Source organism: Microcoleus sp. AS-A8, from assembly GCA_039962225.1.
Taxonomy (GTDB): Bacteria; Cyanobacteriota; Cyanobacteriia; order Cyanobacteriales; family Coleofasciculaceae; genus Allocoleopsis.
The window spans coordinates 13,739-37,950 of record JAMPKV010000042.1; the positions used below are offsets into that span (position 1 = coordinate 13,739).

Here is a 24,212-nt window from a genome sequence, read left to right on the forward strand (position 1 = left end):
AAAGTTTCAAATTTAGGCAAGATGGGAGATAAATCCAATAATGACAGATGAGGCGAGAAGGTTTTTCTGGGTTCCGCTCTCACGAAGGAAGGACAAGGGGCGAGAATTTCATGAGCAATCAGCAGGAAACATTAATTTAGTAAAGAACAATTATTGACCCGGTTTCACTCGCATCAATCTGCTCTAAATTATTTAGCTTCCTGCAAGAATTCTCGCTCAATCCGGTCGAGGATTTCTACATCCCTGGTCGCGTCGAACTTGCGAGCAAATAATTGGGGAGAGTTAACCAATCTCTCAAAATCGCCTGTTTCAAAAACGCGAGGACGAGTTGGGTTGGGATTTTCAAAATCTATCAAGAACAAATTGTCATTAACGATTCTTTCTTTCAAGGGGGAATTTAACAGGATAGTCTGAAAAAACATTTCATCAGGTCCATCGACATACCTGAAATAGTTAACAAATGATTGATTGTTTTTGACAAAATCATAAATATATTCTACACAGTCCTTAGGAAAACACCAATAGGCAGACCCCCTATAGGGCGTAAATCCTTCTGGAAAATTGCGCTTAAAGGGAAACAATGGCATGATTTTTGACCAGAAGAACTCTAAGATTTTGTACCACGTTTTGTTGGCATTACAGTATCTATTATGAGAAGTAAGGTTGAGTGAACCAAAAAATAAAAAACGCAATTTCCATAAGCGAACATGCCAGTAATTGATATTATCCGCACTCCGGGTCGGCCAAAGACCATCAGTGATTACTGTATTGTCCATGTAATCTAGGAAAATTTTTCCTTGGTTCTCTTGGAAAAAATTTTCGATGTAGCGTTTAGATTTAATCGAGTAATCTTGCCCAGTACCAAGGATGAGATAGTCAAAATCAATCTGGCTTTCAATGATTTCTTTGATGCCCTGAATAGTTGCTTGGGTATGTCCAAAATCGAACATGTAAATAACGTTTCGCTTGATAAAGCGAACATTGGGCAGATGACTGAATGCTTTGACGAATTGGTCGTAAGTTTTCTGATCCGTCATTTTGTTGATGTGAATAAAAAATACCGTGTTTTCGGTATTCCGCGACTCAATTAGACGGAGGAGTTGTTCGGGGTAACGATGGGCTAAAATTAGATAAGCGAGTTTCATGGTTCACAGAAATTCAAAAAAATAATTGTTGAAAAAATTACCATTTTTAAGGAAGTTGTGTTGCCGAAAAAGAGAGACATAATCCTAGACCTTAATGGCTTATATTTTTAGAGAATTTTGCACAAATTCATAAATTTCGCTTCTTTTCGGCTTGAAAACGGAGATACTCTACACCAAGCCGTTCAAAGGCTCGGTGTGTTTGGCGAGACAAGGGAGGACCAATTCGGGGTGTAACGGCGAAGATGGGAGACTCTCGCAACCGCCCTCCCCAACGGCGCAGACTCTCGATCATTCGTACAGTCTGATTTTCCAGTAATCCGGATTCAACGCAGCAGACAAAGGTAATCGGATGGGACACTGTTATAGTCTCCTAAAAGAAGAATGGGGGTTTGGCGAACAGCGATCGCAATTTCACGCCTGCTAACCGTTATTGAGAGTTCTTGCATTCGAGGATTTTTTCCTCTAAATTCCTACAAGAACGGACTTGAGCACAGCACCCCAGCTTCGTGAGCTGTCATAAAATTGTTCTTGTAATGTCAGGCAACTCCGTTGCTTTTCGCCGTAGAACCTGCGGTCATCACACAACTTGAGCAAGGCGTTACCGTATTCCTGGATGTCATCCGGAGGAACTTCCACAACGGCTTCCTTCACGTATGATAGTGCTGGGCAAACCGCTGAAGTAACGACTGGACGCCCTGATAAAACACCCTCTACCACAACCTGATTGAAGCCTTCAACAAAGTCTGTTTTTGTCGGCACAATCACAACATGCGCCCGGTTAAACATTTCCCGCATTTGTGATTTGTTACAGTGACCATGGCAGACAAACTGAGAATCGACACCAGCTTGCTTTGCGGCTTTCCGTAATTCCTCCAATGCCGAACCGATGCCACAAACATCGAAGGAAATATCCTGTCTCCCCTCTTGGGCGAAACGCTTGGCAATTTCTAGCAGATCGAAAACTCCCTTGTTTGACTCAATTCGCCCTGCAAACAGCACCCGAAACGGCGAACGATTTTCATCCGGTTCGCTAATTTCTGCAAATTCAGTTCGACGGTAAGTGGGGAGAAATAGCACGAGGGGCAGATGCTGAGAGCCTGTAAGCTCAACTAATTGCTCAGAAATCTCGTCCGACGCCGTTAAGATAGCCGTGCATTGATTGATAAACAAATGACGGCTAAGTTTTAAAAACCATTTCTCTGCCTGGGTTGGGGGGGCGTACTTACGCCAAAGGACGCAGTGTAAGGATGGAATGACTCGCACTCCCATCCCAGAAAGTAGAGACAGGACAAACCAGTGCGTGGTTCCATCCGCCACCACTACCGCGTTGATTCGTGAACGGATAGCGGAGACAATCAAACCCAACCCATACCACAACTGACCGAAGTGATAGAGCAAACCTGACGAAAAGCGAAACGGAATCGGGCGATGTTCGAGGGTAAACTGCTCATCACGCAAGAACTTCTTTTCCCCACTTGAGGAAATCACATAACCCTGTGCATCCATTGCACGACAAACATCATAGAACTGACTGGAATAAGTAATTGAAACTTGGGATGGATCGTCTCGCTCTGCAACCCAATGGTGATAGGTTTCAATCACATCCCCAGGGCCTGCCGCATATAGGACTCGCAGTGTTTTAGACATTGGTTTAGACCTTTCATTTATAGAATTTCTAGCCTCTATCACTAACATCGAAAGTTGTTAAAAACAAGGTTGAGTACTAAGGATTTGATCATAATCAACTGTCAAAACTAAGCTTTGGTTTTCAGTACGCGAGAGCGTTGCGAGAACAGCGTACTCCGTTGGAGAAACCGAAGCCTCACGCAGATTGTACAGATTTCCGACAATCACTGACTTACTACCCTATCAATAAATGCTAGCTTGCCTCCAATCAGTTGATTTGACTCGGAGAGATTAGGGATGCATTTTCTCCTTTTTGACTTTGAGCTGAATTTTTGGCACAGCCTTCCCACCAGCAAGGATTTTTATCAATGAATTCAATCAAGGCATTGTATTTCGGTGAACCGTTTTGACTCACATATTCCAACGCTCCCCAACTGCCATATTTACTTGGTACGCCTATATCACCAAAGTGGTTGAAGAGGGTTCCTCCTGCTTGCTTCCAATTGTTGAGTAATTCGAGATACACTTTGGACATTTCCGGATGACGGTTAATCGCAATCAAGAATTCTGTTAATGGGTCGTTGTTTTGGGCTTCTCCTATGCCGACAATGTGGGAGCCTGCTTCATACGTTACTAACTTCAAATTCTTCTTTCGGGCAACGCTGACATGATAGTCAAAGAGACTTTTAATGTTGGCAACAGAATCATCGGTTTTGAAGACACTCCCAGTCCTAATCTGCTGAAAGGCTTTGCTGAATCCTTTATCGGGTTCATTGCGCCAAGACAGGACTGTATTTGCGTTTTCACTTAATCCGAGTCCAGCATGGAAATAACCCGTTATGGCATAGGAATCAATCCCATGTTGATAACAAGGCGCGTTTCCTTCAGCTACCCATAAGGGACAGTCGAGAAGAGGATCTTCTAACCCTTTCCAAGCCGTTTGAGTTGCCAGCACGCAGTTCACACGATGTTTTTGACTGTCCCCAAATACCTGTTTTTTCCAGATATCACAGGTTTTGGCCCCTTGCATTCCCAACCATTGAATGTGAGCATCACCTTTATCTTGTCCCCATCTGGCTTTACCTTGTTGGAGGGCATATTGCGTTTGTTCAAAGGAAAAATTCCAAACCTCATTAGAAAATTCGACGTAAGCGGTTAGCGTCGGGTCTAATTTCTCTTTGACATATTGACCGAATTTGGTGATGTAATCCTCAGTTGCCTGGTGGGGCATGGTAAACCACGGATTGGCTTTGATTTTATTCGCCAAAGCCACTATCACTTCTAAGGGGCATCCCTTAATCGCCCAAGAATAATCTGTGGGTTTAGGGCGAGATGACCAGTCTTTTTGTTCGGAAAAGTTAGTGGCCATCCAATCCATGAAGCGCAACGTATTAAATTTATTAATTTTTTTGAGGAAAACGGGATTAAATAGTTCTCCACTCTGATATAATTTTTCGTATTCGGCTTGAATAACCCTGATATTACGAATATAGTTACCTGTCTTTTTGGGGTCAGTAGACGTAATGATTAAGTGGATTCCATTATCGCTGGGAGTAACGTTAATAATCTCTCGACCCGGTTTAGATGCCGCTTCATCTTTTTGGACGTTAAACTGATATTCAATCGTGCCTTCCCCGTCATAGAGAACGACATATTTATCGCCAGGAGCGTGCTGCGTCACATTGAATAGCGTTCGGACTCTTGTGTATTTAGCAGAGCCACCAGGACTAGGCAAAGACTTAACCCAGCCATTGCTATCTAAATCTAAGAGATTGTATTCATTCGTATCCCACTCGCTGTCTGTTTGAGTAATCCACTTTCGCGCCGATTTAAAGACATCCAAGAAAGGGAACTGAGTTGACCAGTCGTTAATGCTATTTAGATTCACTCCCAAAGGGGAAAGAGAATTCGGCAAATTAGTTCTTTTCGCAAGAGTGACTGGGTTTTCGACCTGAGGAGTTGAGGTCTCAATCTGACTGTTTATTTGAGAAGGATTACTTTTTAAAGAAAAACATCCCGGAATGAGAAAAACAAAGATTAAAAATCCCGTGACAAAGCCTAGAAGTTGATTTTTTTTCAAGGAAATCAATGAATCCTCTACAATAATTTTTATTTTTTGTCAAATCAACTATAACTTCGTTTTTGGTTTTGGACAACTATAAATTTTTGAAGAAAAAATAATAATAAAGTTACTGGCTGAGTCGTTACCCTAATCGAGTTTACACTCGGAACAATTGAAGAATCCGGACAGTTTGTAGAATTAACATCCATCCTGCCAACAAGAGGCTGGAAATTCGCAAGATTACACGCTCCGATACCTGGCGAAAGTTAGGGAGGAAAATTTCTACAACTCCAAGGCAACTTCTTTTCCATAAATTGGCAAAAGTTTTGCTGAATTCGGCTTGTTTTATCTTTGTTGGACTAAGGAACGCTTTTGAAGCGAGGCGCGAGTGCTTCTTACTTTATTGGTTTCTGGCTGTTTGAGTATCAGTCCTGCCAGTCCCCCATTAACAACTATGAAGACTGGGCAAGTCATAGCGTTCAAAAGACTGTCCAACGTGTAAAAAATTAAGACCAATGCCAGACTGGCGGCTGGTGCAACTTTACGGTTAGACCACGTACCAGGGGTATAACGAAGACAAAAGACCAAACTAGGTAGTAACAGCATAGTCATAAAAGTGTAAAGACCGATTATGCCGTTTTGACCATAGACAATAATCCACAAGCTGTCGGTTACTGAGATATCCTTGCCCGTTTCATCGTACACGCGGTTTCCACCGGAATCACCCCATCCCAACATCATCCTCGGCTGTGCTTTCCGTGACAGCATCGCCTCGTTATAAACTCTAAATGCCAAGGATTGAGCGCGCTCGTTATCACCACCAGAATTTGCCGTGGCAGCAAAGGCAGCGACTTGAGGATTCCTATAAAGACTGCCCGTAGCAGCTATGTGGATGTAGCCAAACATAATCACAACCAGAAGCAATATGGGTAGCGCTGTGCGTAACCACTTGGCTGTGAACCAAACGCCGATTCCCATCGCCAGATAGAGGTAAGCCCCTGTGGATTTGACCAAGATAAATGTGACAAATAACACAGGCACGAGCCAATTCATCGGATAATTCCAGAATTTCTTGATGACTCCAGTTCGCCACAACACAAGCCCAATCAGGGTTGCCGCCATCATCCACATGCCCACCCAAAGTCCGTGTTCCAACAACACAGTCGGTCTATATCCCCCGTAACGCATGGTTTGACCAAAGTCCGGACGGGCATGGTATCCGTAAATCCTCAGGTGTAGTGTCGGAGCAATCCGCATTTCCAGCAAGCACAACGGAATGTAGACCATTCCACCAGCGAAGATGCCGATCGCCAATTGGCGCAGTCCAGCTAGGTCATTGAAATAGATTCGACCCAGAAAATAAGGCACTCCCCAAGTGATAATTTGTAGGGTAGTTGGCGAGATTGGACTCAAACCGTTGGATATTTGTGAAACAGTTGGGCATAGGCACCAGATCAGCATCGGCAGGTCAATCCAACCGGGTTGAAACGAACTGATTCGGTTTGACGCAAACAGAACAGTTCCCAGTAGAACGATGTAGCTCAGTGCCGACATCTTTTCATAGGGTGGGAGACCGGACACAAGTGCCAATGTGCCTACAAATCCGGGTTGTGGCAAGAATAGATACCCGGCAACGAAGCTTACGATAACCGCCCGCTGAGCCGGATATCGGTTAAACAGATAAAGAACGAGTGGAATAAATCCGAATAGAGCAAGGGCGACAACAGGGGGCATGGGCTTTGGGAGAATGCGAACAGGAACAGAGCATTCAAAAAGAGAATCAGGTGGGTCAAACTCTAGGAAGTACCGCTTGATGCACGGGTTAATCCAATTGAGTTATAAGTCAGTTTATTCAGTTGACTGCCGTCCACCTGCTTCCCGTATAACCCTACTCATTTATTAAAGCGATGGTAAAAATGGCATCTGAAACTTTTTAAAAGCGGAGATAAGCTCTTCTTACTGAGCCGATTATCAGGGCAATTCATGTGGTCTCAGTAACCGAGTAGGGAAGACGATTAAAGAGACTTGTCAGGTCTGAATATTCCTGATTTTTGCAATTTTTTACCGCTTAGTTAGGGCATCTCGCACATCAAGCAAGATAGGAGGAACACACTTCTTTAGAAGATTTTTGATGTCCATCCCTGAGGTTTTTTCCTTTAAGTCCTCTCCGGGTCGAGCCTGGAATAGGGTTGAATGCTCTTTGCCTGTTACCTCAGAAGCAGGGCGTCCATTGGTGTAGTAGTAAAGCGCCAATGACTTCCGCGTCCACCCTTCTGGACAAGTCAATGGTTCAGGATGTCCATGATAGGTGAAGTCGGTGGTTGTGAACAGGACGAATCGGTTAAAGATGGGGAGAATCTTTTTCTCGCATCCAGTCATCGCCGTGTCCCAGAGTTCTAGATAACCGCCATATTCCTCTTTCCAATCTTTGTTCAGGTACAGGAGAAGATTTAATCGGCGATCGAGTCGCATTTTGGTGTGCCGATTAAAATCAGCATGAACTTTTAAGTAGCCGCCTCTTTCAATCTGATGCAGTCCCCCCCCTTCAAAGTGGGGATCGGGGATGATGCCATCAATCCCTGTCAGAGTTTCTAAAAAACTAATGAAGGTTGAAGAGTTTAATTGATATAGGAGAGCGCGTGTATTGTCTCCCATGTACCGCTCATGTTTGTTCGCCAGCTTCTTTTCTGATTTATTTTCAAATTTTTGCCAATCAATATCACCGGCTTTGGGATACTCAGACAGGATGTTCTCTAAGACCTCTTCCGGGAAAAAGTTATCGATAACGATATGCGGAAATGGCTTAGCATTGGCATAATCTTCCCGATATTTAAGCGCCAATTCTTTTAATTTATCGGCGTCAACACGAAACATCAAATTTGTATTCATATTCTCCTCCGAGAAGGTTTATAAAGTGAGAATGGAGAACTTTCAGTGACTAAAATGAATTGGGTACATTCGGGTAAACGAGTCGTAAACTCCTGACTAGAAGGGCCAGCGAACGACAAACAGTAGACACAGGGCAAGTTGACCCAAAGTTCTGGGAAAAAGAGCTAGAGATGCACTTTGTTGGCTATAAAATAAGGTTAGACTAGCTGCCAATACAAACATGGCTACAAGTCCAACCCAGACAACTTTCTGTGTTTTGACTTGACGAATGATCTGGCTAAGGTTTTCCACAGAGCGTGCTAAGAAAAAGCTCCCAGCCAAGACAAGTATAGCTATCAGGCTATACCTGAACAAATCCATCCCCGTTGCACCTGCTTTGACTGTCAAGTAGATCAGGAAGTAATGTAGGGGAACGACTGCCAATGAAGCAATACCCCGCAGCGATAATGCATCTTGGCAAATTTTCAACTTGGGGTTGCCACAGATTATCAATGACGCAGCAAGACCGACCAAAATCACAGCAAAACTCACGACGTAAAACCCCACACCCACCGTTCCCCAACGGAAGAAGGAAGCTCCACGTTGTGCTAAGAATAAGCCAGCGATCGCGGGAAGTCCTGCAAGCATTAATAAACCCGAAATGACTCGCACTCTTTTGGTTTCGATGACGCCCCTGTAACGCATAGCAGCAACACCAATAATGTAGCCGGCAAACGGATAAGCCATCCAGGGTGAAAGGGGATAAGATACCCCTGGCGTGTCTTTAGTGCCAAATATCCAATTCAGTAGTCCCCACTCTTGCTGCGCGTCTCCAAGGTTCTGAATAACAGGCCCCAGCAAATAGCGCATCAGGGAAATCGCAATAAAACCAACAAGGCAAAACGTTAGTGGTGATTTCGTTCGCCTAACAAACTCCAGCACTAAACTCGAAAGACCGATAAACCCAAGAAAATCTAGTCCCAGCCATCTCCCCTCGCTCCAGTGCATTAATAAATCCGCCAGCACGAGTATAAATACCTTATTCAGGATGGCAGACCAATGACTCGCCTTTTTTTTCTGACTCGACTGAACTCCGTACCCAACACCCGTTACAAAAAAGAAAAGTACCGGAGCAAAACTACTAATAAATAATAAATTTCCCGCCAAACCGCTATCAGTTAGATTTTCGGCAAGTATCTTGTATCCCGCATGATTCACAATCATCAGGAGCGCTGCCAAGCCACGTAAAACATCGAGTTCTGGCCAATGAACCCTCTCTTTAGTTTTGTCGGTCATAAGATTTTAGACATTTTTAAACATCTATATACAGGTGCTATCTGGCTTAATCCCACTAGCTTTGTTGATAACACGAAATAAGGGGGAATATTTAAGTCTTTCATTTAATTTAAGTTACGGGTTAAACTATCGAGTTCAAACCGCAAATTGTTTTTATAAGAAACACCCTATTGAAACCGAATAAAGAAAAGAAACTTCTTCGGGTAATTAGCCGATTCCTCTCTCTTTTTTATCTTTATCACTGAAGAATTGGGCTGATAGGAAGAGTTCCTGTTACAACAAATCGACCGAAAAGTACAGCCGCGAGTAAGCACAGAAACAGTGCAGTTGCCCAAAGATCCTGTTTGAAACAACCCAATTTTTCACGCCAAAGCCCATACATGGTTACCCCATAGAACGGAAGATCGCCAACGGCGACGGCAATTACAGCCCCTTTCATACCCAGGAAATGATGACCAACCAATAGGGCAGTGCTGATTGTTATTAAAGTGAGCAGATACCCTAGGGTGTTATAGATAGGTTTCCCAAGAGCCAAAAGAGCAGGGCTCATGGTACTGTACAGCGAGGTATGCCAGATGCCCACAGCGATTATGGGGAGCATCCAGGCGGCTTCATGGTATTCCTTTTTATACAAGAGCAAAATCACGTAATCCCCAAAACTTACAAGGATTGTCAATAGAGCGGCTAAAGCGAACAGGAGAAGTCTGCGGTTCTTGAGAATCTTGGTACGAAAGGTTTCGCGAGGAAGGTCAGCCATCTTGGAAAAGGCTGGGAAAATCACCTTACCGCTGAGGGCTAAAATGACTTGGCGCGGGATATCAGCCAGGGTATACGCGATCCCATAAACTCCGAGCATAGCTGGTGAGAGTAATTTCCCCAGGATGAGGCGGTCGGATTGCGATGCCAAAAAGGTGAGAACCGTCGAAAAAAAGATCCACTTACCAAAGGAAAAGATGCTTTTTGCCGCCTCTTTATCCCAGGCAAACCGGTTAGGTTGTTCTGGCAATAACCGATGACTCCACACCAGTTGGACTGTGGCGGACACAAGACCTCCGAACACAAGCGCCCAGACGCTTTTATCAAACCAGGCCCAGCCAATCATGGCTATTACGGCCATAATCTGCCCCCCTAACTCAAAGGCTGCCAACTTACCGACGGCAAGTTGGCGGTTGAGCGTGAACAGAGCAGTGGAGTTGAAACTATTAATGAGTGTGCCCAGACCCACTACTGGGATGAGGAATAGAAGCTCTTTCTGTCCGTAGACTAGGGAAATTGGCCAAGCGATCAAAATGGAACCCAGCCACAGCGCGACACCGCGAATAACCTGTATAGTCCAGGCCGTGTTGATAAAAGTTGGGTCATCTCCGCGCTTGTTCTGGATGATGGAAGGGCCCAGGCCAACATCTGAGAACAGATGTAAGCCCATGATGAAGACGTTGACCAAGGCCATCAGGCCAAAGAACTCTGGAACGAGCAGGCGAGCCAGGATTAGGTTACTGGCAAATCGCAGAACCATACTTGTCCCAAAGCCAACAATTGTCCAGGCCGTGGCACGAAACGCTTGCTTTTTAAGTGATGACATGATTACTGGAGCCAGAGAAGAATTCGGAGGTGTGGGGAGTCAGGCGACGTAACAGCATCAGTTGATCCTTGCCGTAGGGATGAAGGCTTTCACAAGAGGAGGCGGTGCAGCGCTGGCCTGAGTCTTCTCAATGTTAGAGGGGAACAGCGCCGCGAGTCGCGTCGCTTCGAGTAAGGCATCATGCTGCTTGGCAACACGCTCTGCCCCCGCTCTGCCCATCTGATCCAGCTTTTCTACGGGTAACTGCAAAGCTTTACCCATGGCGGCGGTTAAGGCTTCAACTGATCCAGGCGGCACCAACCACCCGCAGGTTTCAGGCTCCACTAACTCCGGTATTCCGGCGACATAGGTGCTGATTACGGGACGTGACAGGGCTAGTGCTTCCATAATGACTACGGGCAGCCCCTCGGCAAAGCTGGGGAGTACCATAGCTCGTGAGGCTAAAATCTGTTGCTGCACATCATTAGAACTTGCCCACCCCGTAATCTCGATGTGGTCAATAAGTCCATATTGTGCAATCAAGGCTTCAATCTGGGGTCTAAGGGGGCCATCGCCAACGAATACCAGCTTAAACGGCAAGCCAAGGGCGGCTAACCGACTCGCGGCTTCAATTAAAAGCAAATGACCTTTTTGTTCGCTCAAACGACCAATGCAGACTAGTCGAGGTTGATCGGGTATAGGGATATGGGGCTGCTTCAAAAACAGCTCGTCCACGCCACAATGAACGACATGGATTTTTGACCACTGATCTTGGGAACACCACCGATAAAGCTGACTTCTGCCGAAGGAGCTGACGGCTACAACAAAGGCGGCTCGATTGATTTTTTCGGTTAAGGCGATCGCTTGAACTTTATCAAACTCTTCAGGACCATGAACAGTGAAACTGTAAGGGGGTCCGCCAAGAGCACGACACAACATCGCGACAGTGGTTGAATTTGTCCCGAAGTGAGCGTGAACGTGAGCTATCCCCAAGTCCGAAAACCGACGTAAAAGAACACAGGCTTCAGCCAAGTAGGCGAAATGACGCAAAATACCTCGCTCTGAATGCCAGCCAACAAGGAGCATTAGCCATAAAGCACTCCAAAAACGAGCGGGTCTGGTTATCGCAACGCGAATTAGGGCAAAAAGAAGACCGAATTTGCCAGTTTCTAAGACAACCTGAGTCAATTCTTGCTCTAGTTTGTCTTCTTCATCAACGAGTTCGGAGCTACACGAGCGGATTGAAAAACGTGCAACTTGAAGACCCATCGCCTCGACTCCAGCAATTTCTCGTCGGATGAAGCTATGGCTAACCTTGGGATACTGATTAACTAGATAGGCAATTGTCATCGTGAACTCGCTCGAAAAGAGTATTTTTTGTTTAATCTTTGTAGAGCCGTTAAAAAATAAAACTTTTTGTAAACGACCGTGACGACTCTTCCTAGACTGCTGCTTCCAGTTGGGGGCCACTCTTCGTGGAAAGTACCCGACGAGCACGAAGAGGAAGTGTCTTCCCGTACTGTGGGCAGTGGATAGGAGAAAAATCACCCTGTCTGCTACTATCTCCTTCTTTCTCCCAGATGTCGCCTCCCCATTCCCTCCCCTGGGCGTTATGTGTGTACAACACTCCTTCTCTTCCGAGGGGAAGGAACGCTGTGTTCTCTCTCTCATTGACTACCCCCTGCTTCTCTATCCCAGTACGGGGAGAGGAGAACTCGCCCGACTCTTTCTCTCAGTAGGCAAAAGCGAAAAGCTGCATCCCCATCATAGCCACGCGCTCGGCTTTTGCATCGAGACAAGAGGCCGTTGACGCCACTCTTCACGACTGCAACAGGGGCGATTTTTTGATGGGTATCGGGACTCTTCGAGAGCCAATGCGGTCTCAATAAAACTCTTGTTTTGTCGGCCAAGAACTGCTCCATCTGAAGTGAAGAGGTAGCTAGATAGCCACAGATTCTTTTTCTTTCCTGTCGCGTCGTTGGTTGCTTTCTGTCAGCAAGGTGATCCGAAGACAAAAACTAGAAGGCAATTCTTGCTAGTCAATTTTTCCGTCATACAAGGATTTTATCCTTCATGAATCTTCTCTTCATGAAGAGAAATGACGCTTCTCACAGTACTCCCCGTTCTATTAGAGTGTTGTCCTCCTTCACCAGATAACACGCGCTCGTGGCACGAAACCGGAAATTTTAGCAACAGGATATTTTATGTCAGTTGATGGGGTAACCCAGAACACGCGGCGGCTCTAATGATTCTCCATCAACTGACCCATACTGAACTTTCGGAAGACGTTTGATATAGTCCTTGATCACTTCAGACATAGAGACACCTCGCCTGTCTGCCTCTTTCTGCAATCTGGCTTTCTCATTATCGTTCAGGCGAACCCGAAGCATATATTCTCGCCTTGCCATGTTGCGACTAATGTTGCTACACTATTGAGATGAAGATAGCACATCAGTACAGACTCCGACCAACAAAAGAGCAAGCCTATTGATTTCTCTTCACACAATCGCTCCGTAGCTCCGGAACGTCGGGGAAGAAAGGAGCTTATAGGGACGTACTGTGATACGCCCGAGACAGGAAATCTTCGCTATCGCAGCAGCAGGAGTTAAGCTTGTTGGTCACGTTATACCAATGACGCTTGTGGAAAGCGACTTCTTTGTATGTCACCTTTTCCATTTTTAAATAAATTTCCTATTATCCCAGTTGAGCGGTCAGAATGGGGAATATAAGTAATATAGATTGGGCGGGTAAAAGAGCAGATCTTGTAAAAACATGCGATATGACAAAGGATGAATGAATTTAAGTTTGTATGCCTTGTGGCATCCCGTCAATCCAGCTCATAGAGTTTTCTTGCTATCGCAAGGAACGCGAGAAGTGAGAAGCCCTCGTCGTAACTAATCGGAGCAGGAAGAAAGTAGATCATAAAGTTTGTTACCAGAGGAGCATCAAGCTTTAGAGACTTCTACAACGCGAGGGCTTTTCTGGGGGTGCAAGTCAACAAACTATCATAGAGGTCAAAATGGAAACAGAACCGGTCTCTCAAGTTTTATCAATTAGCAAGCGAGGCAGACAGTTGCAGGAATTGCCAGCCCTCGACAATTCGGAGGTCAGCACTCCGCCTCAAAAAGGAATGAACTTTCGTCCACTCTTGAGGACTGTCCAACGGAAAGCCCTACTGGTGATTGGCATCACGGCTGCGGTGGGAGGTGGTGCCTTTGTTTGGGCTAATCAAAACATCCCTACGAGCTACAAAGGTGATTTTCAGCTTTTAGTCGAGCCTGTAACCAATGAGGGTAAATTCGTTCAACCCTCTGTACTCACTCGCGAGGGTGGACAAGGGATGGGTCAAGGAATTACTAACCTGGACTACGCCACTCAGCTCGAAATTTTAAGAAGTCCAAGGATATTATCTGCCATATATGAGCAAGTTAAAAGCCGATATCCTAAGCTGAATTATTTTGCCTTCTCAAAAGGATTAGCCGTTGAACGCCTCGCTAGCGAAACCTCTCCGGAACCAACCAAGATTCTCAAAGTTAGCTACGAAGCGGAAGATCAAAAACAAGTTGAGTTTGTTTTGGATGTCGCCGCGAAAAAATATTTACAGTACAGCCTTCAGGAACGGAAGACTCGAATTAGTGAAGGGGTTAAGTTTATTGATGACCAACTCCCGGAGTTGAATGCGCGGGTAGAGTCTCTTCAGTCGCAAATCCAACGGCTGCAACAGCAGAACAAGTTGACCGACCCAAAAACGCAGGGCGATCAATTATTCACGCAAGTTCGTGAAATCAACAATCAACTAGCACAAACCCAAAGAGATTTAGCTGAGCAAAAGACGCTTTATGTTAGCTTACAGCAACAATTAGATCTAACACCATCGGAAGCGATCGCCGCCTCAGCGTTAAGCGAAGACCCTAACTATAGAACCCTGCAAGCAAAGATTCAGGAACTCGACAATAAGATTGCCGAAGAAAGAGGTCGTTTTCAGGATGATAACCCCGTTATCCAATCTCTACTAGCTAAACGACAAAACCTACTCAACTTACAGGGCAACGAATCCAATCGGATTGTAGGGGAGAACACAGGCGAGGCAACAGGCAATCCGAAAGTGGAAGCTTTCCAAAATTCGGTTCGGATAGGACTGATTCAGAAACTGGTTGAATCCACCAACCAAATTGAGCTTCTGGAGGTTCGCAATCAGGCGCTCACACAAACGAAAAAGGCGATGGAGCGACAAGCCCAGATATTTCCTTCTATTGCACGGGAATATAACGCGATACAGGGGCAGTTGGAGATTGCTAACCGGACACGCGAACAACTCTTGACTCAGCGAGAAACCCTGCGAGTCGAGGCGGCTCAAAAGCAAGTCCCATGGGAACTAGTTTCCAAGCCTAAGCTAATGACCGATCCTAGCGGTAACGCAATATCCAGCAGTAAAGCTAAACCCATTAAGATCGGGGGAGTCTTGGTCGGTCTGCTTTTAGGTGTGGGAACGGCTGTAGGAATAGAAAGAATCCGCAATATCTTCTACAACGACAAGGAACTGGAAGATAGTATCCCCTTGCCGATGTTAGGGATAATTCCGGTCTATAAAGGTTCTAAAAAAGCACAGCCTGCCTTCGTCGGATCTGCCGAAGGAACGGGGGGCAGCTATCAGAACGATCCGGAATTTCAGAAAGCCTTCGACTCTCTCTACGCCAGCATCCGTTTTCTGTTTTCCGATCCCCCTGTCCGTTCTTTAGCGGTTTGCTCAGCAGGGCCTGAAGATGGTAAGTCTACAGTGGCTTTAAATCTGGCTCAAACGGCAGCCAGCATGGGGCAGCGAGTCCTGTTGGTGGATGCCAATCTGCGTCAACCTCAGATCCACGAACGCTTGGGCATACCAAACCAGAAGGGACTGTGCGACCTCCTGACCAAAAAACTCGCGCCTAACGAATTCATCCAGAAATCGGCTGTAGATAATCTCTTTGTGCTGACTACGGGTCAACTCCAACCCAACTCGACCAAACTGCTGGGGTCGGCTCAGATGCAGTATCTCATGGAGGAATTCCAAGCTACCTTTGACCTGGTTGTTTATGACACAGCCCAGTTTGGCAGCTTTATGGATACTAATTTCCTGGCGGCTCATACTGATGGGATTTTGATGGTTGTTGCCGTTGGCAAGACGAAGCGTACTTTAGTGATGCGAGTCATGGATCAACTCAACACGTATCGCTTACCCACTTTGGGTGTCGTGGCAAATCATGTCAAGCGGAATACCCACATTCCTTACGAAACTGGAACAGCGCCTGAGTGGAATTCTGGTGTTGAGGAACTACCCGCTCATCAGACCGCAGGAAAATGGCTAGGATACAATCCGGACAACTTCAATGAAACGATGTCCTAGTAGCCTCATGGAACATTTCCGTTGGGTTAAAAGTGCTGTTGTGGTTGGTCGAAATGAAGATTCCCTATTTCACGCCCAGGCATTGGGGTGGTCATTCCGCCCCAATAATTCACTGCAATAGCGTATGGCCTCAAACAAGCCCCCTGTAGACCATCCAAACAGGAGTTGATGTCGTTCCTTTTCTTTTTCGACCCAATTGTCTTCCAGGCAGACTCGAAACCATCCTTCTGGCTTGCGAACTCCATCGCGGTTATTCAAGAAGTAGTTGATCGCTTCGAGGACTTCTTGGAACGAAAAGTTATGCAGGAATTGGGCGTCTTTGGGTAAGTAGTAAATGCCGGCTTTTTGACAAGCTTCTAATTTTTGTGAAAATTCCTCTTCTTGAACGTCTTCTAAATCTAAATCTAGAAATGTTGTTGTTGTTATAGGCTCGGTTTTTACTGACTCAGGGTTTGAGGGGTCTAAATTGGGAATTGGTGGCTGCAATATTGTTCTTTTCTGCGGACGACGAAAAGGGGGGGGGACGAGTACGCGAATGGGTTCTAGCGTCCACTTCCAGACGTAGGGAGTGTAGCTTTTGGCGTTGGTGAGCACGCCTTTTTCCCTCAGTTGAGCCGCTGCGCTTTTGACGGTTTTGCGGTCGTGGGGAAAGCCGCGTGTGCGTTTGACCCATTTGTTGAAGTCGCGCAGGTCGATGGTTTCATGATTGCCTTCGGGTATCTCATCCAAGAGCCATTGCCAGAGTTCTCTGGCGGTGGGGGTGAGTCGATTTTGTACGCTGAATTTGTTGTGTTTTCTTGTCCAGTTGAAAGAATTCATTTGAGGTGGGGATGGGTAGATTGTTCTGTTCCCCCGATGAATTGGGGGGCTACGGTCTTGTCCCCCCCTTTTTTAAGGGGGGCTAGGGGGGATCTGCGTGTCTGTCCTCTTGTCAGTCGGTAAAAGGTTTAATTGATTGGCTTTTTTAAGGGAGTTGGTGTGGCGGACAAAAGGTGTTCGATCCCCCTAAATCTCCTCACCTTCGGCTCCGGCTTAAAAAGGGGGACTTTCAGGAGTTCAATTCCCCCCCCTTGTTAAGGATGAGAGGGAGGGGGAGGGGTCACATCCACGTCACGCGCCCATGCCAAAGTTTCCTACTGGGAGGCAGGGTTATTGCAGAGATGGATAAATTGAGCTGTTTTACTCGGTGAATCTCGCTGGGAAAGAGTCCGTGTTGTGTCGGGGTGGACTTGTTTTATTCGGTAGATTTTTGGGTTTGATCCAATCGGCTGGAAGGCTTACGAAATAGGTAGTTGGGTGATTTTTTGACACCATAATTAGGCTCCTTTCATGGTTTGTACATGGGAGGGGTAGTCGTCCTGAGTAGGTGTTGGTAGCACCTATCCGGGGCGCGTTATTTCTTTGTTGGGTTGATTTTACATCAAGTGGGGGGGAATGTGCGATCGGGTTTTTGGGGGGAGTGACGAGTCTCACTCTTCTGGCGAATCCTGCTGGGAACTCGGCTCTTTAGTCGCTGAACTTTTTGATTTAGCTGATTGACCCTTACTCTTAGTCTTCTTCCTTCTAACCCCCGTAACCGCCTCTCGAATTGACTCTAGCTTCTCCGGCTTTTCCCACTGACTAACGGGTGTGACTCTATACTCATCTGTGCGCCCTGTCCGCTTCTCCTGGGTTAGAAAACCTGCCTCACAAAGAAACTTCAACGAATACTGGACGCGGCGAACACTCATCTGACAGATTTCCGCTGTCTTGCTAAGGCTAGCAAAGTACTTACCATCAAGCTTTCCGCCAGTTCGGCGAACAGCATGAGCATAGATCCGAAACTCGTAGGGATCTAAGCCATACTCATCAAGCAGATTGTGAACGAACATCACTGAATTAGGGAGTGGTCGCTCGTTTACGTCTGGAGCTTCTTTTTCCTTGACTGACATATGGTTGATCTACCTATAAATTTTGCGCTTGGACAACAACCCTTGTACTAACTGTCATAGTCATTTAACGGGTATTCTTAATTTCCTTCACCCGGCGTTAACTGTGATACTTATCCTCATGCATTATTTTCTATGTACCCCTGCATTACCTGCCGTAGCTCTGGTATTTATTAAGGTTATTCTTTTAAGATATACCTTATAGTTATTTGAGACGATTCAACACAAAATGCTTCACAAGCAGGTGTCCATGCATTAAATACACTTGTCATCTTAAGCTGATGCTGTTAGATTTGACTCATCCCAGACAGCAGACATGAAAAAACGCCGCTTGGAGTACCAGTCCAAACAGCGCTATTTTTCGGTCTAAGTCGGTTTTCCTGGCGGTTTGACCTATTCAACCTCAAGCCGCCAACACGTCAACTTAGAAATGGATAAATTTTATGTTCCAACATCTTAGCTCGGACGACTCCCAATCTCCAAACATCGCGACCCTGCTAGACAAGCTAGCTAGTCAGCAGAACGGACTGGAAAACGGTCTGAAGCTGGCAATGCTGTTGACACCTAAGCCTGACCCACAAACCACACCGGATGTAGCGAACCGTACTCGCTTAATTGCGATCGCATTGCAAGTGGTCAGAAACGAGGGTATTGAGAACCCGCCTTACTTCAAGGGCATGAGTGACGATGCTATTCGTGAGTTCATTGCTCAGTATTCACCTGAGTTGGTACTCCACTGACATTAATGGTTGAGTTAGCCGAAGGGTGGGTATTGCTCACCCTTCTCCGAAGTGTAGATACTAACGGGGATAGCAATCACCATGACCGAATCAATCAAAGCCACCCGTGCCTCTGTGCGAATTGGAGCGCTGGAGGTTGATGGCTTCATGCTGCCTGACGGGTCTTACCGAATGTCCCAAGCTCAGGTAGCCCAAGCCGTAGACAAACCTCCAGTTAACGCATTACGTTTTTTGGAGTCAAAAGCTCTGCATCGCTTACTAGGAGAAGGTTATACGGATTACACTCCAGAGCAAATAGAGATTGAGCCGGAACCTAGCCGGCGAGGTCAGAGCAGGTTCAACGCATTACCTTTAGAGGTGGCAACAGCTTACTGGGTTAATCAGTGCTTTCAAGGCAACAAACAGGCACTAGCTTTAGTAATAGCTCTGACCACTGAATCTTTAGAGCGTCGTTTTGATACCGCATTCAGTGTTACCCGTACCGAGCAAGACCGAAACGAAAGATTGCTTGAACGAATTCGACAGCTTGAAACCGAGTTTAGTAGGTTAGGGGAAGCATTTGCTATGGATGACCAAATCAGATCAGAAAGGGACTACTTTGAGCGCCTGCTCTTGCAGCACGGCATTGACCCTTGGGCGCTTCCCAATACCGAAGATCAAGGGTAAAAAGAAGCTAGACGCGAGAGGAAAGAGAATGACTACCAATCCTTATATCGGTTCTTCACTTGACGAGCTTCTTGAAGAAGACGGGATTCTTGACGAGGTAGAAGCAATTGCGTTCAAGCGTGTTCTTGCGTGGCAAATCTCTTTCCTCTATCTTCATTTATTCTCTGGTGGATCGGGTTCATAGGTTGGTAATCTCCGAATCAACGCTCTAATAATCTGAGTTTGATTCTTCCCCCGTTTTTGGGCATAGGTTAATAAGGCATCAAACTCTTTCTGCGAAACCCTAAAACTCAAAACACGCTTCCTTTTAGCGCGTTCTTTTTTAAACTCTTCCGGAGAAAGAGCCACAAAAGTTGCCGATTCAATTGTCCAATTCCACCCATGACGCAGGACATTAAATTTCCAAAACTGCCCAAGCGCCTCACTTGGTAAACTTCCCACAAGCGTAAGCGTAAATGTTAACTCCTCTCCTTTGGGTGGGGCTTCATTTCGTTTAATCAGTACCGTGATTTCTTGCTCTTTAATACTTGCCACCTGTCCCACGATACGGAACCTATTGACTCCCTTCCGCTTCAAGTCTTGAATGGTTTGTGCGGCGCTTTTCAACTTAGCTAGCTGCACCAAAGGCGGATTAATTCGTGGGTAGCATTTCCAAACTTGAGCCACTTTCAGAAAATCTCGATTGGCTCGGAGTTGGGTTGCAACTTCAGTGGTAATTTGGGCGGGAATTTTCAGACCATCATCTGTTAGTAAAGTCCCCTGAAGGAAGTTTTGGGGACTGGGTCGATAGATACCACAGATTTTGCCTCTCGCACTATAAATTACGGGGTCATCATGTGGTTTAGTTTTTTCCATATCGACGCGGGAAAAGGCAATAGCAGGAGCATTGTACAAGAACAGCACAGTGAGATGCGCCGCTATACCAATTCTCGGTGTTAATGGGAAGGAAAATAAACTGTAGGGGCAAAACAATGTTCCCGACTCAGCTTGTACTCAAGAAGAAGGCGGGATGCTCCTGACGGGACAGGAGCATGTGATTGGGCGGTGCGTTTGGGCAATCGCGCTCAACCCTTCAGTTGCTGTTTCTATTTTTGGCATCAACAAGGACAAGCAATCCATTGCGTAGGGCAACGGATACTTGGTTAACTAAATGCTCTTGTTGATGATTCAGGGACTCTTCAAAACACAATAATATTAACCAACGATGCTCGCTCTTCGTAATTTCCCCAGAAGCAAGAATTTGCTCAAGAGTCTGCTCGATGTTGAGTGGCTTTAGAGTAGCTTGGGCTGACATCGCGCTATGCAGAATGTTAATACTTTTAATATTGGAGAAAAGACAGTGGCCGGGTTGCGATCGCAAAGCCAACGAACCGGTGATCGTTTCTGTCTTTTCGAGTAATACAAGTCACATCGACCCTCATCAGGAATGAGGCGAGAGCTGTTATTTTTGTGGGATGAATAGAACTTATAGCGTCAACGCGGTAGATACCGAGAACTGCTATCGGTTGGTCTAGCGTGGAGATAACGTCCAGTTGTTTGTAGATTCCGGTGTCCGAGAGTAGCCTGGACTAAATGAATGGGTGCTCCTCGTTCTAGGCTGTGGGAGGCGTGAGCGTGTCTGAGCCATTGTGGGCTAACATTCCCTGGAATCTCGGCTTTTTTAGCCACCCTAGTCACTAATTCATTGACCTCAGAACGAACCAGTTTTCTACCAGATCTCTGGGACTTAAACACGGGAGTATCAAGAGAATCTGATGCTCGAAGGAACATTAAATCAGCCCACAGTTGAGGCGTCAGCAGCACGACACGGGTCTTATTTCCCTTACCAAGGATTCGTACCTGTCCCGCATCGTCACGGGGTTGTAGGTTCTTCCAGATCAATCCGACGAGTTCTGATACCCGACATCCAGATTCGTAGAGGAACCTCAGCAGTATGCGATCGCGTCCTGGTGAGGCGGCACCAATGAGCCGCAGCACTTGAGACTCGGAGAGAATTCGCTCAGCTAGACTGTTGTCCAGCTTGGGCAGTTTTAAAGGCGCACCAGCATTGATGGACAGATAGCCAATCATAACGCCATAGCTAAGCAGCGATTTGACGGCGCTCAACTTGCGGTTGACAGTAGCGGGTGCACGTCCTTGCTGCTTCAGAGCATCTGAGTAGAACATTAGGTCATTGAGGACAACCCTAGAAAGGGGTTTATCTTCTATAAACCATCGAAATTCTTCTGCGTCTCGGCGGTAGGCATCGACGGTATTAGAGGTTTTATCATGCAGCCACAGGTCGATGAGTTCTTTATCGCTGTTGCAATCCGCGACTTGTAAGCGAGTGGTCGGAACGATTTGAGAAATTCGCGATAACATCGTGAGCCAACTCCTTCTCTTACGCTTCAACAAAGCGAATCAACTACTTTGTTCGCTCAGTCGAGCGTACTCTGACATAAGTCTGAATATGTTAAACCCTGCCTTGTTTTTAAGCCACCTTGAATGCGACTAACCCATTATCGTTGACTAAGTACATATACTCAATTAACGTTGTAACAGAGTATTAAGGAATTTAAGGAACATTAAATGGCAACGTACAAGGTCAGGTTGGTCAACGAAGCGGAAGGCATCGACACCACAATTGAAGTTCCCGATGACGAGTACATTCTCGACGCGGCTGAAGAGCAAGGGCTTGATCTCCCCTATTCCTGTCGCGCAGGTTCCTGCTCAAGCTGCACGGGCAAAATTACAGCGGGTGAGATTGACCAATCCGATCAGAACTTCCTAGACGATGACCAAATCAAAGCTGGGTTTGTGTTGACCTGTGTTGCCTATCCTCTGTCGGATTGCACCATCATTACTCACCAAGAGGAAGCAATCCTTTAATACCCGCTGTTTTTCTCCCACTACAATCTTTGATTGAATGTTGGAGGATGTCACACATTTTACCCTCGATTCCGCCTTGGATACTAGCCCCAAAGCGGTTTCCTAGTTTTTGGAGAGTGGCGCTATGCTAGCGTTAACCTTTGATCACCCGATAGCGAACAGCGTACCGCCAACTAGAGTACCAACCGCCGCCCCCTTTGAAAGGCCAAATCTGAAAGTGGTCGCCGTTTGGCACTGACCAAACGGGGAACTCGCGCAGGTGCTGACCGAGTTCATCATCTTTATCGAGGGACATAATCCCGCCGACAGCGCTAATCGCAAACGGCAAGATTACTGCTGCACCCGCCGTGTAAGGGTTGGGGATTGTGGCGAGTCCTGAAGAGACGGCTTGACCAATTTTTGTGATGGTGTCACCGTGATTCGACCAGTCTTTCCCAGCGTCCTCATCGAAAGCCATCAACGCCACTTTCAGTATCCTGTCCTCTGGTACTTCTGCGTCGAACACAGTACCGCCACCGATACCAAATGACTTGGTTTGTTTGTCATTGACCGAAATCGGTCGGGTCAGAACTCCAGAACTCTGCTGTCCGTCGGATATCGCACCAACTAGATAGAACTCGTCCGCGCCGGTCACATCCTCAGTATCGTAGCAAGTGACATTCTCCAGAACGACTCTGATTCTAGACATTTAAACTTTCTCCCTCCGTCTGAATGAGTGTGAAGCAAAACTCAACTGCGTATATTCAGACTGTAGAAACCCTCGCCTGAAGGTAGTCCTTGAGCTGTTTCACTCTTCAAAGTGGTGGACTATCCTCTCACGAGTGAGATAGGTCGCGACATCTTGCACCACTTATAGCGCTAACCCAAGCCAGGAGAGTCATGCGCGGGTTCAATCCATCACTCTTGACGAGAGTCTCTTCAGAGGGAATCCACATCGGTTCTAGTAGACTGTGGCGAAACTGGCATACTCCGTCCGATAGCCATGGCTCCTCAAGCTCGCTTGAGCGTTCTCCAGACGCGACGGCCTTTCTGTGAGAGCTCTCTAATTCAATCAATTTTATTTATTAATTGGACAAAAAAAACCGTTTGTTTTTATTAATTCAGCTCCCTATAGTGAAGTTAACTCTTCTAATTGACTAATTCTTCACAGGTAATTCCAATAGGGCAATTTTGAAGTGATCACGATTCGATAAGGAGTGCATTGCATGAGACGTTTTTTTGTACTATTCGTCGCTGTTGTTTTGGTTTTATGCGGGATGGTAACAGCTCCTGCTTATGCTTTTAATCAAGCTTCTTTGACTGAGTTGCTCTCTTCCAACTATTGCAAAGATTGCGACCTGACGAATGCCGACCTAACGAATGCCAACTTGATGGGAGCTGACCTGGAGAGAGCCAATCTGACGGGAGCCAACCTGACGGGAACCAACCTGACGAATGCCGACCTGGAGAAGGCCAACTTGGGGTTAGCTAACCTGTCGGGAGCTAACCTGATGGGAGCCGACCTGGAGAAAGCGGATCTGTTGGGAGCCGACCTGACGGGAGCTAACCTGATGGGAACCAGCCTGGAGAAAGCTACGATGCCAGATGGCACAAAACATGTTTGAGCGTAGTGCCTGACAGGGAATTGCATCTGTTAACAAACCCCGCTGTCATTCCAGAAAGCGGGGTTTCTGTTTGTGGGAATCTAAAGCGCCGGTCTCCTTATAGGGAAGCGGTCAAACTCCGTTATTAGCCAGCCTTATCAATTCCATCAGGAAAGCTGTTGTTACAAAGCTTTACAAAAGTTCAACATTCCAATTATTGTAAATACATCATCAAATTTCGACTCTTCAAGTCAACAGCACTTATAAAACAATGACAACCACACTACAACGCGAGCGTTCCGCTTCCGTCTGGGAAAGGTTCTGCGAGTGGGTAACTAGCACCAACAACCGCCTCTATGTGGGCTGGTTCGGCGTCCTGATGATCCCCACCCTGTTAACCGCCACCACCTGCTTCATCATCGCCTTCATCGCTGCTCCTCCTGTGGACATCGATGGTATCCGCGAACCTGTTGCTGGTTCTCTGCT

General features: G+C 46.3%; 23 protein-coding genes. 7 read left to right on the forward strand and 16 right to left on the reverse strand.

All coding sequences use genetic code 11. From position 1 onward, the window contains the following. Positions 1–188 precede the first annotated feature (188 nt). The 10 genes from NDI48_30960 to NDI48_31005 form a co-directional block, all read right to left on the reverse strand. Positions 189–1,145, reverse strand: coding sequence for a beta-1,6-N-acetylglucosaminyltransferase (locus NDI48_30960; GenBank protein MEP0835590.1), 957 nt, complete (start codon positions 1,143–1,145; stop codon positions 189–191). Between the two features lie 127 nt (positions 1,146–1,272). Then, a complete protein-coding gene (locus NDI48_30965; GenBank protein ID MEP0835591.1) occupies positions 1,273–1,503 on the reverse strand; it encodes a hypothetical protein in 231 nt (76 codons plus the stop codon). 104 nt (positions 1,504–1,607) lie between these two features. Continuing rightward, positions 1,608–2,792, reverse strand: a complete 1,185-nt coding sequence (locus NDI48_30970; GenBank protein ID MEP0835592.1) for a glycosyltransferase — start codon at positions 2,790–2,792, stop codon at positions 1,608–1,610. A 247-nt stretch (positions 2,793–3,039) separates the two neighbouring features. Continuing rightward, positions 3,040–4,659 (reverse strand): cellulose-binding protein, encoded by a 1,620-nt coding sequence (locus tag NDI48_30975; protein MEP0835593.1) that lies wholly within the window; start codon positions 4,657–4,659, stop codon positions 3,040–3,042. A gap of 519 nt (positions 4,660–5,178) precedes the next feature. Next, a complete protein-coding gene (locus NDI48_30980; protein MEP0835594.1) occupies positions 5,179–6,567 on the reverse strand; it encodes an O-antigen ligase domain-containing protein in 1,389 nt (462 codons plus the stop codon). A 327-nt stretch (positions 6,568–6,894) separates the two neighbouring features. After that, on the reverse strand, positions 6,895–7,722 hold the full coding sequence (locus NDI48_30985) for a 2OG-Fe(II) oxygenase (GenBank protein ID MEP0835595.1): 828 nt from the start codon (positions 7,720–7,722) through the stop codon (positions 6,895–6,897). 96 nt (positions 7,723–7,818) lie between these two features. Further along, on the reverse strand, positions 7,819–8,997 hold the full coding sequence (locus tag NDI48_30990; protein ID MEP0835596.1) for a DUF1624 domain-containing protein: 1,179 nt from the start codon (positions 8,995–8,997) through the stop codon (positions 7,819–7,821). 238 nt (positions 8,998–9,235) lie between these two features. Beyond that, entirely contained in the window at positions 9,236–10,579 is a 1,344-nt protein-coding gene (locus tag NDI48_30995) for an oligosaccharide flippase family protein (protein MEP0835597.1), read from the reverse strand. Between the two features lie 57 nt (positions 10,580–10,636). Further along, positions 10,637–11,908 (reverse strand): glycosyltransferase, encoded by a 1,272-nt coding sequence (locus NDI48_31000; GenBank protein ID MEP0835598.1) that lies wholly within the window; start codon positions 11,906–11,908, stop codon positions 10,637–10,639. Positions 11,909–12,765: 857 nt separating this feature from the next. Further along, positions 12,766–12,966 carry a ribbon-helix-helix domain-containing protein gene (locus NDI48_31005; protein ID MEP0835599.1) on the reverse strand — a complete coding sequence of 67 codons (201 nt, stop codon included), beginning with the start codon at positions 12,964–12,966 and terminating at the stop codon, positions 12,766–12,768. Between the two features lie 611 nt (positions 12,967–13,577). On the opposite strand from NDI48_31005, the gene NDI48_31010 reads away from it, so the two are divergent. Further along, complete coding sequence (locus NDI48_31010; GenBank protein MEP0835600.1) at positions 13,578–15,941, forward strand: polysaccharide biosynthesis tyrosine autokinase; 2,364 nt, start codon at positions 13,578–13,580, stop codon at positions 15,939–15,941. A 69-nt stretch (positions 15,942–16,010) separates the two neighbouring features. On the opposite strand, the gene NDI48_31015 is transcribed toward NDI48_31010, so the two are convergent. Further along, entirely contained in the window at positions 16,011–16,760 is a 750-nt protein-coding gene (locus tag NDI48_31015; GenBank protein MEP0835601.1) for a hypothetical protein, read from the reverse strand. A gap of 650 nt (positions 16,761–17,410) precedes the next feature. Next, on the reverse strand, positions 17,411–17,872 hold the full coding sequence (locus tag NDI48_31020) for a helix-turn-helix domain-containing protein (GenBank protein ID MEP0835602.1): 462 nt from the start codon (positions 17,870–17,872) through the stop codon (positions 17,411–17,413). 440 nt (positions 17,873–18,312) lie between these two features. Here NDI48_31020 and NDI48_31025 point away from each other — a divergent pair, with 440 nt between their 5' ends. From NDI48_31025 to NDI48_31035, 3 genes are all read left to right on the forward strand, one after another. Then, the gene (locus NDI48_31025) at positions 18,313–18,609 is read left to right on the forward strand and encodes a hypothetical protein (GenBank protein MEP0835603.1); all 297 of its coding nucleotides are present in this window, start codon (positions 18,313–18,315) and stop codon (positions 18,607–18,609) included. 81 nt (positions 18,610–18,690) lie between these two features. Then, on the forward strand, positions 18,691–19,275 hold the full coding sequence (locus NDI48_31030; protein MEP0835604.1) for a hypothetical protein: 585 nt from the start codon (positions 18,691–18,693) through the stop codon (positions 19,273–19,275). Between the two features lie 28 nt (positions 19,276–19,303). Continuing rightward, the gene (locus tag NDI48_31035; GenBank protein ID MEP0835605.1) at positions 19,304–19,459 is read left to right on the forward strand and encodes a hypothetical protein; all 156 of its coding nucleotides are present in this window, start codon (positions 19,304–19,306) and stop codon (positions 19,457–19,459) included. Here NDI48_31035 and NDI48_31040 read toward each other — a convergent pair. The 3 genes from NDI48_31040 to NDI48_31050 all read right to left on the reverse strand — a co-directional run bounded on the left by NDI48_31040 (position 19,429) and on the right by NDI48_31050 (position 21,636). Next, the gene (locus NDI48_31040; protein MEP0835606.1) at positions 19,429–20,169 is read right to left on the reverse strand and encodes a hypothetical protein; all 741 of its coding nucleotides are present in this window, start codon (positions 20,167–20,169) and stop codon (positions 19,429–19,431) included. The two genes, NDI48_31035 and NDI48_31040, sit on opposite strands and share 31 nt — an antisense overlap. Positions 20,170–20,347: 178 nt before the next feature. Then, on the reverse strand, positions 20,348–20,569 hold the full coding sequence (locus tag NDI48_31045; protein MEP0835607.1) for a hypothetical protein: 222 nt from the start codon (positions 20,567–20,569) through the stop codon (positions 20,348–20,350). A gap of 179 nt (positions 20,570–20,748) precedes the next feature. Continuing rightward, positions 20,749–21,636, reverse strand: coding sequence for a tyrosine-type recombinase/integrase (locus NDI48_31050; GenBank protein ID MEP0835608.1), 888 nt, complete (start codon positions 21,634–21,636; stop codon positions 20,749–20,751). Positions 21,637–21,843: 207 nt separating this feature from the next. Here NDI48_31050 and NDI48_31055 point away from each other — a divergent pair, with 207 nt between their 5' ends. Beyond that, positions 21,844–22,143 (forward strand): 2Fe-2S iron-sulfur cluster-binding protein, encoded by a 300-nt coding sequence (locus tag NDI48_31055; GenBank protein MEP0835609.1) that lies wholly within the window; start codon positions 21,844–21,846, stop codon positions 22,141–22,143. Positions 22,144–22,276: 133 nt separating this feature from the next. Here NDI48_31055 and NDI48_31060 read toward each other — a convergent pair whose 3' ends face one another. After that, positions 22,277–22,831 carry a hypothetical protein gene (locus NDI48_31060; protein ID MEP0835610.1) on the reverse strand — a complete coding sequence of 185 codons (555 nt, stop codon included), beginning with the start codon at positions 22,829–22,831 and terminating at the stop codon, positions 22,277–22,279. Positions 22,832–23,348: 517 nt separating this feature from the next. Between NDI48_31060 and NDI48_31065 the strand changes: the two genes are divergently transcribed. After that, positions 23,349–23,747 (forward strand): pentapeptide repeat-containing protein, encoded by a 399-nt coding sequence (locus NDI48_31065; protein ID MEP0835611.1) that lies wholly within the window; start codon positions 23,349–23,351, stop codon positions 23,745–23,747. A 250-nt stretch (positions 23,748–23,997) separates the two neighbouring features. Further along, the coding region (locus NDI48_31070; protein MEP0835612.1) for a photosystem II q(b) protein at positions 23,998–24,212 on the forward strand (215 nt) is incomplete at its 3' end.